This window comes from Pontibacter aquaedesilientis (assembly GCF_014773225.1).
Taxonomy (GTDB): Bacteria; Bacteroidota; Bacteroidia; order Cytophagales; family Hymenobacteraceae; genus Pontibacter; species Pontibacter aquaedesilientis.
The window spans coordinates 145,894-158,158 of the sequence record NZ_JACXAJ010000006.1 but is presented as its reverse complement, the minus strand read 5'-3'; the positions used below and the strand labels follow the sequence as shown (position 1 = coordinate 158,158).

At 52.8% G+C, this 12,265-nt stretch carries 11 protein-coding genes; 4 read left to right on the top strand and 7 right to left on the bottom strand.

What is annotated here, in order from left to right:
• The first annotated feature begins 35 nt into the window (after positions 1-35).
• A complete protein-coding gene (locus tag H9Q13_RS13110; RefSeq protein ID WP_191184263.1) occupies positions 36-1,085 on the top strand; it encodes a DUF6268 family outer membrane beta-barrel protein in 1,050 nt (349 codons plus the stop codon).
• A gap of 80 nt (positions 1,086-1,165) precedes the next feature.
• Here the strand turns inward: H9Q13_RS13110 and ppk1 are convergent, their stop codons facing one another.
• The 3 genes from ppk1 to hflX all read right to left on the bottom strand — a co-directional run bounded on the left by ppk1 (position 1,166) and on the right by hflX (position 5,289).
• Positions 1,166-3,268 (bottom strand): polyphosphate kinase 1, encoded by a 2,103-nt coding sequence (gene ppk1 / locus H9Q13_RS13105; RefSeq protein ID WP_191184262.1) that lies wholly within the window; start codon positions 3,266-3,268, stop codon positions 1,166-1,168.
• A gap of 95 nt (positions 3,269-3,363) precedes the next feature.
• Positions 3,364-3,858 carry a SixA phosphatase family protein gene (locus H9Q13_RS13100; protein WP_191184261.1) on the bottom strand — a complete coding sequence of 165 codons (495 nt, stop codon included), beginning with the start codon at positions 3,856-3,858 and terminating at the stop codon, positions 3,364-3,366.
• 225 nt (positions 3,859-4,083) lie between these two features.
• Positions 4,084-5,289 carry a GTPase HflX gene (gene hflX, locus H9Q13_RS13095; RefSeq protein ID WP_191184260.1) on the bottom strand — a complete coding sequence of 402 codons (1,206 nt, stop codon included), beginning with the start codon at positions 5,287-5,289 and terminating at the stop codon, positions 4,084-4,086.
• Between the two features lie 212 nt (positions 5,290-5,501).
• On the opposite strand from hflX, the gene rfbC reads away from it, so the two are divergent.
• Positions 5,502-6,044, top strand: coding sequence for a dTDP-4-dehydrorhamnose 3,5-epimerase (gene rfbC, locus H9Q13_RS13090; RefSeq protein ID WP_191184259.1), 543 nt, complete (start codon positions 5,502-5,504; stop codon positions 6,042-6,044).
• 30 nt (positions 6,045-6,074) lie between these two features.
• On the opposite strand, the gene H9Q13_RS13085 is transcribed toward rfbC, so the two are convergent.
• The 3 genes from H9Q13_RS13085 to H9Q13_RS13075 all read right to left on the bottom strand — a co-directional run bounded on the left by H9Q13_RS13085 (position 6,075) and on the right by H9Q13_RS13075 (position 8,613).
• Positions 6,075-6,308 (bottom strand): hypothetical protein, encoded by a 234-nt coding sequence (locus H9Q13_RS13085; protein ID WP_191184258.1) that lies wholly within the window; start codon positions 6,306-6,308, stop codon positions 6,075-6,077.
• A gap of 19 nt (positions 6,309-6,327) precedes the next feature.
• Entirely contained in the window at positions 6,328-7,035 is a 708-nt protein-coding gene (locus H9Q13_RS13080) for a hypothetical protein (protein ID WP_191184257.1), read from the bottom strand.
• A gap of 291 nt (positions 7,036-7,326) precedes the next feature.
• Positions 7,327-8,613: a UDP-N-acetylmuramoyl-tripeptide--D-alanyl-D-alanine ligase gene (locus H9Q13_RS13075; protein WP_191184256.1), complete on the bottom strand. Its 1,287-nt coding sequence runs from the start codon at positions 8,611-8,613 to the stop codon at positions 7,327-7,329.
• A gap of 85 nt (positions 8,614-8,698) precedes the next feature.
• On the opposite strand from H9Q13_RS13075, the gene H9Q13_RS13070 reads away from it, so the two are divergent.
• Together H9Q13_RS13070 and H9Q13_RS13065 are read left to right on the top strand one after the other, a co-directional pair.
• Entirely contained in the window at positions 8,699-10,978 is a 2,280-nt protein-coding gene (locus H9Q13_RS13070; RefSeq protein ID WP_191184255.1) for a T9SS type A sorting domain-containing protein, read from the top strand.
• On the top strand, positions 10,978-11,349 hold the full coding sequence (locus H9Q13_RS13065) for a hypothetical protein (protein ID WP_191184254.1): 372 nt from the start codon (positions 10,978-10,980) through the stop codon (positions 11,347-11,349). The genes H9Q13_RS13070 and H9Q13_RS13065 overlap by 1 nt, the downstream gene beginning before the upstream one ends.
• An 82-nt stretch (positions 11,350-11,431) precedes the next feature.
• On the opposite strand, the gene H9Q13_RS13060 is transcribed toward H9Q13_RS13065, so the two are convergent.
• The gene (locus tag H9Q13_RS13060; RefSeq protein ID WP_191184253.1) at positions 11,432-12,205 is read right to left on the bottom strand and encodes an amidohydrolase; all 774 of its coding nucleotides are present in this window, start codon (positions 12,203-12,205) and stop codon (positions 11,432-11,434) included.
• Positions 12,206-12,265: the final 60 nt, after the last annotated feature.

Genomic DNA, 12,265 nt, shown 5'->3' with positions numbered 1-12,265 from the left:
TTGCTTTTACAGCCAGCTAATATTTGCACCAAACTATGAAATTATCTTTACCAAAATTACTCCTGCTGCCCCTGTTCGTTTGGGGGGAGCAGGCAATGGCCCAGGAAACTGGGCGGGATCTCACAGATCTGCAGAAGCAAACCATCGAATACGCCAGCCCCGGTGTAAGGGGCATGGGCAAGAGCCGTGGCATCGTGATCGGCTATGAGCGTCTGCCGCAGTTTGATATTGAGTCGGAGTCGGACAACCCGGAGGTGGGCAATGGCAGTGCGCGGGTACGGCGGCACAATAAGTTTTTTGTGCGGGCGCTGGCTCCTGTCATGAACAAACCCCAAACCAAGCTGATTCTGGGTATAGACCACAAGTTCGAGGAGTTCAATTTTGAGAACGTGTCACCTGCCTCCTACAGCCTGTACCGCAACCTGGAGGATAAGAACCTGAAGAGTCTTGGCCTGCAGCTGGCTCTTCTGCATTCCTTTGACGAAGTCCGGTTTATGCTGGTGCGGGCCAAGGGCGAACTCAACGGCGACTATACCCGCGACAACATCAGCATATCAGACTACCTGAAAACCAACCTGGACGTAGCCTATGGCTGGAAACGCACCCCGGACTTTGCCTGGGGTATTGGCCTGCAGTATGGCTATACCTTTGGGCGGCAGCGCATTTTCCCGGGCATTATGTACAACCGCACCTTCAACGACCGCTGGGGCGTAGAGTCCATCTTCCCAGCCAACCTGCGGCTGCGCTACAATGTATCCGAAAAGACCCTGCTTTACACCGGGTATAGGATAGAGGGGGCCAGCTACAACCTATTTGCCAGCGAGCCGCCGCTCTCGCAGTTCAACGACATTGAATTGCGACGCACTGATATAAAAGGCCTGCTACGACTGGAGCAGGAAATTTACGATTTCCTGTGGTTTGCTGTTGAAGGAGGCTTCCGGCAATACTACCGCCACCGCGCATTCGATGACATAGGCTCTCGGGATGAGCTTATTAAGAACTCCCTGGCTGGTGCCGGGTATGTCGCCATAGAGCTGTATGCCGTGCCACCACGCAAGCTCCTGGAGCGTAGCCGCAACAAGTAACATCAGGTATAGAAAGAAAGAAGGCCCGGGTTGCAGGTATAGCATCCCGGGCCTTTTTGTGTTATGCGTTTGCCTTATACTTATTTTTTCTTTTTGGTAGGCTCCATGCCCTCCGGAATAAGCCCACGCAGGTACTCGTAGGTAGCGTACTGGGAGCGGGTATGGGTAAGGGTGGCGTGCTCCATATAGGCGTTGTTGATGTCGCGGGCTTTGGTATCGTCGGCCAGTTGCAGGTCAATGATGTTGCGGACCTGCTCGACGATGTCCTTCTGCAGCAGCGGAAAAGCCACTTCCACGCGGCGGCTCAGGTTGCGGGTCATCCAGTCGGCGGAAGCCACATAGTATTGCACGTTGCCGTTGTTGTGGAAAATGTAAACCCTTGCATGCTCCAGGTAGCGGTCCACGATGCTGCGCACCCGGATGTTCTCGCTTAGCCCTTCCACGCCAGGCACCAGGCAGCAAATGCCCCGCACGATCAGCTCTATTTTCACGCCAGCCTGGCTGGCGGCGTACAGTTTCTTGATGATGCGCTCGTCCTGCAGGGCATTCATCTTGAGGATCATGGAGGCAGGCTTGCCTTGCTTGGCGTGCTTCATCTCCCTGTTGATCAGCTCCACGAACCGGTCGCGCATGTTAATAGGGGCCATCAGCAGTTGCTTGAACTCCTTGTCATGCTGTCGGTCTATGAAAAAGTTGAACACCTGCTCTACATCCTGTGTGATTTCCTTGTTGGAGGTGAATAGCGCATGGTCGCAGTAGATCTTGGAGGTATCCTCGTTGTAGTTGCCTGTGCTCAGGTAGGCGTAATTTACCAGTTTGCCGTCTTCGTTCCGGGTGATCAGGCCCAGCTTGGTATGCACTTTCAGGTCAGGAACGCCCAATATTACGTTAGCCCCGGCCTTCTGCAGTTTGCCGGCCCAGAAGATATTGGACTCTTCATCGAAGCGTGCCTTCAACTCCACCACCACCGTCACCAGCTTACCGTTTTTGGCAGCCTTTACCAGCGATTTGGCAATGGCCGAGTTCTCGGCAACACGGTAGAGGGTGGCGCTCATGGCAGTTACCTTAGGGTCTTTGGCCGCCTCATCAAACAGGCGCAGCACATAGTCGAAGGACTGGTAAGGGTAGTGCACGATGTAGTCCTGCTTTTGCATGGCCGTGATCAGGCTCTCTTCCTTCTCCAGTAGCGGATGCACCAGCGTTGGCTGGGGCGTATACTTCAGGTCCGGCAGGTTAAAGTCGGGGAACTGGAAGAAGTCGCGGAAGTTGTGATACTTGCTACCTTCCACCAACTCATCCTCCGAAATGCCGGTATGGGCCATTATGGCGTCCAGCATAGCCTTAGGTGTCTCGGGGTCAAAAAGTAGACGGGCCGGATAGCCTTCTTCCCGCTTCTGCACGCTCTTCTTGATCTTGGCCATCAGGTTGCCGGACACTTCCTCTTCTATATCCAGTTCGGCATCGCGCGACACTTTCACGGCATGTGCCTCAAAGCGGCTGTAGTTAGGGTATAGCGCAGGCAGGCAAAAGCGAATCACATCGTCGATGAACATGACATAGCGCTGATCGCCTACGGTAGGCAACTTGACGAAACGGCCACCGTGTTTTTTGGTCGGTATCTCCAGCATGGAAAAGCGCTCCAGCTTCAGGTCTTTCTCCGTCGGGTCGAAAAGGTGCACGCCCAGGTATACCGTTTGGTCTTTCAGGAAAAAGTGCGTCTCGGTGTCGTCGAGCAAGAGCGGCAGAATATGGGGCTGTATGTGTTCGGCAAAGTAATCTTGCACGAATTTCTGTTGCTCCGGGTTCAGCTCGCTTTCTGTGAGCAGGTTGATGTTGTTATGGCGCAGATCCGCCAGTATGCCATCCCGAAACACCTGTCCGAACTCTTCCTGCTGGCGGCGTACCTCCTGCATCACCTGCCCAAAGGTATCGGCGGGGTCTTCGGCAAGTTTGTCACGGGTCTTTTTGTTCAGTTTGATCAGGCGTTTGAGTGTGGCTACCCGTACCTTGAAGTACTCGTCCAGGTTAGCGGAGAATATGGCCATGAACTTCACGCGTTCCAGCAGGGGAACAGTGCGGTCTTTGGCTTCCTGCAGCACCCGATAATTGAACGCCAGCCAGCTGAGTTCACGGTTGATCAGGGGTGCTGTGGCAGTGGCTTTATCTTTTGTATTAGTATCCATGGTTGAGTGTGTTGCCCGATGCGGGGCGCTGGGTATAAAAGTGTCAGGGGGCAGCAGAGGGTATGGGGTTGGCCTTGCTGCGCCGCCATGCTATGTTATTTGTGGCTTTTGGGTGTGTCGTAGAACAGCAGCTCTGCATTGTCGCGCTTTATGTCGTGCCAGCTCTCGCAGTCGAAGCGCAGCGCCACCACCCCGGCTGTGGGCATGCTGGCGATGTGTTTGGGCGAAACCATGTTGGCAAACTCCGAGATGGGCTCGTTGTGGCCCACAATCATCATAGAGTCCACATCGGCGGGTGCTTCGCGGACTATCTCGAGCAAATCTTTCGCACTGGCACCATAGATGCGGTCGTCCACCACAATGTCGTCGGCATCGAAGCCAAGTTCGTGCCCCACCAGGGAGGCCGTAGAGATAGCCCGCACCGCCGGGCTAGACAGGATGAGCTCTAGTTTTGCGTTGTTGGCGGCTAGCTCCTGTCCCATCATGGGGGCATCGGTACGGCCGCGCTTGTTCAGTGGTCGGTCATGGTCGCTCAGCTCTTCAAACTTCCAGCTGGACTTTGCATGACGCATAATATACAAGGTCTTCATAAGGTTTTCTCTTTCGGAAAAGGGTATAGCGGGGCGCTTGGTACATAGTGCGGCCGCTATGCAAGGTGTTTACTGCAAGCGCGCGAAAATGGTTGTGGAGAGGTGGCGAGAAGTGCACTTTGCGGGCCTTGCAAGGTATAGCAGTACAGTTACAAACAGCTTAAAACCAGAAAAGGGAACTGCCCAAACTGGACCGTTCCCTTTTCAAATGTATGGGGGTGAGTTTTAAACGTTGTTTGGGTACCGCTCGAAATGAATCTCTGCCACGCGGCGCTGCAGCTCAGCTCGCAGCTCGTCGATGTTGATGCGGTTAGTTGCGGAGATAAACAGGGCAGGGGCATGCATCTTGGCCATGTAGGTAGCCTTTAAGTCCTCAATGGAGGGACGTGCCTGAGATGTTTCCTCGCCTCCTGCCTCTTCCTCTTTCAATTCCTGCTCCCGCTGCTCCAGGTACTGGTCTATTTTGTTGAATACCAGCAAGACCGGTTTGTCGGCCGATTTGATGTCGAGCAGGGTGTTGTTCACCACGGCAATGTGATCCTCAAAAGAAGGGTGCGACACATCCACGACGTGCACCAGCAGATCGGCCTCGCGAATCTCGTCGAGCGTGGACTTGAAGGCCTCAATTAATTTAGTAGGCAATTTGCGGATAAACCCTACCGTGTCGGAGAGCAGGAACGGAATATTGTCGAGCACGACTTTGCGTACTGTGGCATCCACTGTAGCAAACAGCTTGTTCTCGGCAAACACGTCGGACTTGGAGAGCAGGTTCATGAGCGTGGACTTGCCCACGTTGGTATACCCCACCAAGGCCACACGCACCATACCTGCACGGGACTTGCGTTGCTCGAAGTTCTGTTTCTCGATTTTCTCCAGTCGCTCGCGCAGCAAAGAGATCTTGTCGCGCACGATACGACGGTCAGTCTCGATCTCGGTTTCACCCGGACCCTTCATACCGATACCACCCTTTTGCTTGGAAAGGTGAGTCCAGAGGTTGGTCAGGCGGGGCAACAGGTACTGGTACTGGGCCAGCTCTACCTGTGTGTGCGCCTGTGCCGATTTGGCACGTAACGCGAAGATGTCGAGAATCAGTAAGCTCCTGTCCACGATCTTGACCTGCAGTTCGCGCTCAATGTTACGCACCTGCGAAGGGCTCAGGTCATCGTCGAAGATCACCATGTCGATGTTATGCTCTTTCACATAAGCTTGTATTTCTTCGAGTTTGCCGCTTCCCACAAAGGTGCGGGTGTCGGGCTTGTCGAGCTTCTGCACGAAGCGCTTCATGGACACGGCGCCGGCTGTTTCGGTGAGGAAGGCCAGTTCGTCGAGGTACTCGTTGGTTTGTTCGTCGGTTTGTTTGTAACCGGGCACGGCCACCAGCACGGCAGTTTCCTGAGGCTTGGCGGTTTCGTAGTATTTTTGTTTACCCATTTTCAGATGTTAAGCGAAGCGATTAGGTAAGCCTTATTTTGGGCTTGGGTCTTTTTACGTAATTGTCCCCGGCCCTGGTCAAAGGGCGGCAGGTATAGCACTTTGGGGCATACGGAACAGGTGCAAGTTAGGTGAAAAATTTCAGAAGAAGGGTGAAAAAACCTAACTTGCCGGCCTTATACAAAAGCGACAGCATACCCCCGTCACCAGCCATGGAGCATAAAACCTATCACATCGAAGGCCTGATCGAATTTATACCGCGGGTGTTCCGCGACGAGCGGGGCTGGTTTATGGAAACGTATAGCGGGAAGATGTTTGAGCCCTTCGGTATCAATCCAGTTTTCGTGCAGGACAACGAGTCTGTGTCGAAGAAAGGCGTGCTGCGCGGGCTGCATTTCCAAAAGCCTCCTTTCGCGCAGGGCAAACTGGTGCGTGTGGCTTCGGGCAGTGTGCTGGATGTGGCAGTGGATCTCCGCAAAGATTCCCCGACCTACGGGCAACATGCTACCTGCATATTAGACGCCAAGCAGCACAACATGCTTTACATCCCGGAAGGCTTCGCGCACGGTTTTGTGGCACTGGAGGAGAATACCAGCTTCCTCTACAAATGCACCAACTATTACCACCAGCCATCCGAAGGCGGCATCCTCTGGAACGACCCGTCCCTGTGCATAGACTGGGGTATAGCCAATCCGCTGGTTTCCCCCAAGGACGAGGTGCTGCCGCTGCTGCAGGATTTTTACTCGCCGTTTTAAATTTAGACGTTAGATAATAGACACAAGATTTTAGACTTCCTTACCATCTTTTCCTGAGCTTGAGCCTACAAATAATCCCCCAGTAACACTCCATGTTATGGTTCCATCAGGAGCACTGCTGTCTGTATAGGTTACCTCCTCGTTAGGGCAGACCGTTGTGGAACCAGCAATCTGGCCGAAAGAGCAGTAAGCGGTCAGCAAGAGAACCAAAAGAAGCCTATACTTGAGAGTTAATGTTAAGTTTGTTTTGTACATCTGTTTCATATTCAAGTTTGAGTGATTTCTACAGTCTGAAATTTAATTGAAGGGATGCTAAGGGGAGTAGGAGTGAGTTTATCCTTTCTGTTTTAGCGCCACCTGTGAAAACGCCTCTATCCTCTAGGCTCTCGTTTACATCACCCCATGTGCCTGAAGCAGAGTACCTTTCTCTACTATAGCCAAGGGAAGCCTTACATTCAGCAACAAGGTATAGCTTAGGAGATAATTCATACCTGAAATTGAGGAAAGGTTGTAAGTTGACTCCGATAGTCTTATATTTTCTGTCTATTTGTTCATTAAGAATGACATTTTCACCTATAAGAATATTATCAAGAGAAAAGTGCCTACGCATCACATAAGGGGATAGATCAAGACCGTAACCAACGGAAAATAATTTGCTGGTTTGATATTGCCATTCATGGCCAATTACAAATTGAAATAATTTTGTCGCAATCAAAGTGTCTTGCGGTGCGGGATGAGGTGTGAGTGTTGTAGTATAATGTTTACTCTCATAAGCACCAAATACTCCAATTCTTATTGAATTTGCTGTTACATACTGATATCTGTAAAGTAGGCCATAAGCAACTGGATGTTTTGTATTAAAGGTGTTATCATATATTGGGTTGATAGTAATACCTAATGAATGTCGTGAATAAGCAGAATCCTGCGATTGAGCAGACGCAAACTGGCAGGCGAAGAGAAGGAGGAAAATTAGAGAGTATTTGATTTTCATAAAAGGTAGAAGTGAATTTAGAATAATTACATGCGAATATATGTAAAGTTATATGTATAATATTGGAATATTATCTGTTAAAAATGACTTATATATAATAAATAATAATTGTAACTTTTAGTAGTTGTTGTGTGATAGGGTATTTTTGTGATTTAAATAATATTGGTTTAAGTCGGGTTGGTATCAAAGTGACGAGCTTAAATTAAAATGAAGTCAATAATTAAAAAGCGCCTGACAAAACAGATTTGCCAGGCACTAAATACGGTACTAACTAAAGAATAATCTCCGACTCTACAACACCTCCACCAGCGTCTCCAGTCCCATACCTCTTGAGCCTTTCACCAGCACATAACTCTCCAAAACCCGATTGGTCTGCAGCCAGTTTTGTAGTTCTGCCTTGGTCGGGAAATAATGGAATCGGCTGTCAACTTCAGCGGCGTGCTTCATCTCCGGTCCGCAAAGCAGTACTGTCTCAAAGTTTTGTTCCGCAATGATCTCGCCGATGGCTTTGTGCTCGGTGGCGCTCTCGGTGCCCATCTCCAGCATGTCGCCCACGATCACTACTTTGCGGGGGGCATTCATGCCGCCGAAGTTGCGGATAGCCGCTGCCATGGAAGTCGGGTTGGCATTATAAGCATCCAGAATAAGCGTGTTGCTGCCTTTCTGCATCACCTGCGAGCGGTTGTTCACGGGGCTGTAATTGGCGATGGCGGTGTTGGCCTTCTCCAGCGGTACCCCGAAGTACTTGCCGATGCAGGCGGCGGCGGCCATGTTCTCGTAGTTGTAGCTGCCGACCAGTTGAGTGTGCACCACATGGCCTTCCTCGTCCTTGTACACCACATAAGGCGAGGCCTCCAGCAATTCGCTGTGGTAATAGTCGCCCTGGGCCGGGTAGGTTACTTTGTGCTCGATGCGGCGGCTCATGCGCATCAGGTGCTCGTTGCCGGTATTCAAGAACACGGTGCCGCCATGCTCCAGCAAATGCACGTACAACTCACTCTTGCCGCGGGCCACACCCTCCAGACTGCCAAAGCCCTCCAGGTGCGCCTTGCCGATGTTGGTGATCATGCCGTGTGTGGGCGAGGCAATGCTGCTCAGCAAAGCGATCTCCCCGATGTGGTTGGCCCCCATCTCAATGATCGCCATTTCGTGCTCGGGCTTGATGCGTAGCAAGGTGAGTGGCACCCCGATGTGGTTGTTCAGGTTACCCTGGGTATAGAGCGTGTTGAATTTCTGGCTCAACACCGCATAAATAAGCTCTTTGGTCGTCGTTTTACCGTTGCTGCCCGTGATGCCGATCACTGGTATGCTGAGTTGCTTGCGATGGTGACGGGCCAGGTCCTGCAGTGCCTGTAGCGTGTCTTCCACCACAAACACGTTGTCCGATGCCAGCGCGGGATCATCCACCACGGCATACCGGGCGCCTTTTTCCAGAGCGCCTTCGGCAAACCTGGCTCCTTTGAAGTTAGGTCCGTTCAGAGCAAAAAACAGGCTCTGGTCCTGCGGGGCGCGGGAGTCGGTGCTCACGTGTCGGCACTCCAGGTATTTTGAGTAAAGAAAGTCGATGCTGTTCGGCATGAAATGCGTATTTTTAGTCTATGATTGGTGGCAGCTGCCTGAATGAAGGAATAGCACGCCACCGCCTTGGCAATATACATCCAAAATGGCAAAAGCAACAGCTCAATTGCCCAACAAACTGTCTATGCGCTACTTGCTGCCTACTTTCCTTTTTCTGCTGATGGCTATACCTGAAGTACTGGCGCAGGAGCCTTTGCTTTTTCGTCAGCGCACAGATATACCTGTGAAAGTCGGGGATACGGAACTGCACAACCCCTGGAGCGGCGGCCTCAACACACCCCAGTTCTCGACCATCGACCTGAACAAGGACGGTCGTGAAGACCTCTTCATTTTCGACCGCATGCTGGGCAAGGTCTACACTTACCTGGCAGTGCAGGAGCAGGGGAACTGGCGCTATACCTATGCTCCGGAGTACGAGGCCATGTTCCCGACGGAGCTAGAGAATTGGGTGCTGCTGCGCGATTACAATTGTGACGGACTCAAAGACATCTTTACCAGCACCTCGCTGGGTATACGTGTCTACCGACAGGAGGCAGGCAACGACAGGTTCCCGAAATTCACGCTGGCCGAAGATGCCCTCTTTTACCGTAGCCGTAACGGAAGCAGTAACGTCAACATGCAGGTGAACAGCGCCGACATACCTGTTATTGTAGACATGGACGGCGACGGCGACCTGGACGTGCTGATTACAGAGTTTTCGGGGGGCTATACCCTGGAATACTACCAAAATATGCAGGTAGAGGAAGGCCTGGCCTGCGGAACACTGCAGTTCACGCTCGGCTCTGATTGGTGGGGGCAGATTACCGAATGCCACGGTTGCAACAATTTTGGATTTGGGGTGCAATGCCGTCTGGCTTCTCCACTGCATAGCGGGCACGACGGCTCGTCGCTGCTGGCCATCGACCTGGACGGAGATGGCGACAAGGATTTGCTACTGGGAGGCGTAGAGTGTGAGAGCCTGGTCAAGATGGAAAACAAAGGGTCTAGCAAGCTGGCGCGAATGGAAAGCCTTGAGCGGAGTTTCCCTGCCGGAACCAAGGCTGCCAGCCTCAACCTTTTCCCGGCGGCCTACTACGAAGACGTGACCTTCGATGGAATACCGGACTTGCTCGTGGCCCCCAACAGCAGCGAAAACATGGGCAACCTGGAGCTGCAGCGCTCGGCCTGGCTTTACCGCAACACCGGCACGGCTAACAATCCCGCCTTCGGCTTTGTAATAGATGATTTCCTGCAAGCGCAGATGATCGATCTGGGAGAGGGGGCATTCCCTGCCTTTGCCGACATCAGCGGCGATGGTTTGCCGGATATGCTGGTCGGCAACAACCGCTCGAACCGTAACGGCCGCTTTGTGGCCAGCCTCCGCTATTACCGCAACGTAGGCATCGCAACCGAGCCCGCCTATACCTTGGTAACGGACGATTATCTGGGCCTGTCTGCCGAAGGCATGCTTTCAATGAAGCCTGCCTTCGTCGATATGAACCGCGACGGGGGGCCTGACCTGGTGCTCACTAGCAAGTCGCAATCTGGAGCCGGGCATCATGCCGAGGGCTCAACCCATATTAATTATTACACCAACAGTGCAGGTGCCGGCCAGCCTTATTCCTTCAACCCTGCCCGACACGTTCACCTTCATGACTTGGCCGATGGCGACACGCCTTTTCTGTATGATGTAAGCGGCGATGGACTATTGGATCTATTGGTGGGCAAGTCGAGCGGGGCACTGGACTATTTCCGAAACACAGGCAACAACGTTTTCAAAGTAGAAAAGCAGGCCTTGGGAGGAATCGACTTTAACTTCCTGCGCCGCAACCTATCGCCTGCCGTAGCCGACCTCGACGGCAACGGAAAAGCGGATTTGCTCACCGTGGACGACAGCGGAACCTTGCGTGTATACCCAGATTTTCAAGACAACCTAAGCGGCAACTTCACGGCTACCACCGACCTGTTGGAAAATGAACTCACCAGACAGGTATACAGCACGCGATTCGGTCGTGGCCTGAGTCTGGCTGTGGCCGAATTGGGAGGCCCGAATCGGCTATACCTTGCCGTGGGCACACAAGGCGGCGGGCTATACCTGCTGGAGCAAACTGGGGGTAATACAGCCAATCCGGACACAGACCATGGTAAGTTAGGGCTCAAGGTATACCCCATCCCGGTGCACGGCATTTCGGAGCCTTTGCAGGTACGAGCCGATGAGCCGGTAACATTAGTGATACACGATATGATCGGACGAAGCATCTACGAAGCGGGCAGCTATAACCGCCGCCATACCTTGTCACTGGGTCATCTCAAAGCCGGCGTATACCTGCTCCGCGCCACTTCCCGCGACGGTCATGTTGAATCACGTAAACTAATCATGCAGTAATGCAGGCTTTTCTGTTGCTAGACCTTTCGGAGGCAGGGTCCTTTGAGCAGCCCATCCTGGCAAAAGTGCGGCAGCGCTTTCCGGCTATACCTGTTTTCGATGTAGATACCCGCTCAGACGCCGTGTTGCAGCAGTATGCCGTGCGCTTTCTGGAGGAAAACCCCGAGACGGTGGTGTGTGTGCAGGCAGGGGAGGGGGAACTGAGCCGATTGATGCCTTTGCTTGAAGAGTTGTTGCAGCCGCATGCGCAGCGCCACATCCTGCTGCTAGGCGAGCAACCCCGTTTGCTGCGCATGTTGCAGGCCCGCACCGGCATAGCCTATACCTTGCTGCCTGACGAAGAAACGCTGCAGCAGTTTCTTGACAGCTAGTGCCCCTGCCTTTTACTCGGTGATTTCAGTTTTTCTGCTAAAACAGAGATCGCGGCAGCTGCTTGCAATCTCAAATTTAAAATCAGATCAAGGTGAAATCGTCAGCGTCGAGGTGCGCCGGAAAAGCCTCTCTGAAATCTGTGAGCTCCTGTCTGCTGAGCGTGACGGTATGCACGCCCTCCACCTCATGCGTCTCCAGCAAATGATACCCTTTGGGATGGATAATGGCCGAGTCGCCGGAGTAAGGGTGCCCGTTGCCGTCGGTGCCAACCCGGTTCACGCCCACAACATAGCTCAGGTTCTCAATGGCACGGGCCTGCAGCAATGTGCTCCAGGCATTGGCACGGGGCTTGGGCCAGTTGGCCACGTATAGCAACAGGTCGTACTGGCTTTGGGTGTTACGGCTCCAAACCGGGAAGCGCAAATCGTAGCACACCAGCGGGCAGATGCTCCAGCCTTTCAGTTCCACCAATAGCTTCTCTTTACCAGCGGTATAGGTATGGTGCTCTTTTGCCATCCGGAACAAGTGGCGCTTGTTGTAGTGCTCGTGTGTGCCGTCGGGTCTCACCCAGTAGAGTCTGTTGAAATAGTTGTCTCCATCTTTCACGATCACGCTGCCAGTTAGCACGGCGCTATACCTGGCTGCCTCCTCCTTCATCCATTGCAGCGTAGGGCCCTCTGCTTCTTCCGCTAAACCAGGCGCGTCCATGCTGAAACCGGTCGTGAACATTTCCGGCAGCACGATCAGGTCTGTGGCTGGCTTGTTCGCCGCCAGTTTCTCTGAGAACATCTGGCGGTTCGCGGAGGCGTCCTGCCAGTGCAAGGCAGTTTGAATGATGGTAACGCGGAGGTCCATGTTTTAATGGCTAGTGAATAAGTAAAGAAAAATGAGTTTAGTGATTGAGGGTCAAAGAAG

Excerpts from the sequence above, each read along its gene's own strand:
- H9Q13_RS13110 (WP_191184263.1), top strand. The coding sequence starts at position 36 with ATGAAATTATCTTTACCAAAATTACTCCTGCTGCCCCTGTTCGTTTGG.
- ppk1 (WP_191184262.1), bottom strand. The coding sequence starts at position 3,268 with ATGGATACTAATACAAAAGATAAAGCCACTGCCACAGCACCCCTGATC.
- H9Q13_RS13100 (WP_191184261.1), bottom strand. The coding sequence starts at position 3,858 with ATGAAGACCTTGTATATTATGCGTCATGCAAAGTCCAGCTGGAAGTTT.
- hflX (WP_191184260.1), bottom strand. The coding sequence starts at position 5,289 with ATGGGTAAACAAAAATACTACGAAACCGCCAAGCCTCAGGAAACTGCC.
- rfbC (WP_191184259.1), top strand. The coding sequence starts at position 5,502 with ATGGAGCATAAAACCTATCACATCGAAGGCCTGATCGAATTTATACCG.
- H9Q13_RS13085 (WP_191184258.1), bottom strand. The coding sequence starts at position 6,308 with ATGAAACAGATGTACAAAACAAACTTAACATTAACTCTCAAGTATAGG.
- H9Q13_RS13080 (WP_191184257.1), bottom strand. The coding sequence starts at position 7,035 with ATGAAAATCAAATACTCTCTAATTTTCCTCCTTCTCTTCGCCTGCCAG.
- H9Q13_RS13075 (WP_191184256.1), bottom strand. The coding sequence starts at position 8,613 with ATGCCGAACAGCATCGACTTTCTTTACTCAAAATACCTGGAGTGCCGA.
- H9Q13_RS13070 (WP_191184255.1), top strand. The coding sequence starts at position 8,699 with ATGGCAAAAGCAACAGCTCAATTGCCCAACAAACTGTCTATGCGCTAC.
- H9Q13_RS13065 (WP_191184254.1), top strand. The coding sequence starts at position 10,978 with ATGCAGGCTTTTCTGTTGCTAGACCTTTCGGAGGCAGGGTCCTTTGAG.
- H9Q13_RS13060 (WP_191184253.1), bottom strand. The coding sequence starts at position 12,205 with ATGGACCTCCGCGTTACCATCATTCAAACTGCCTTGCACTGGCAGGAC.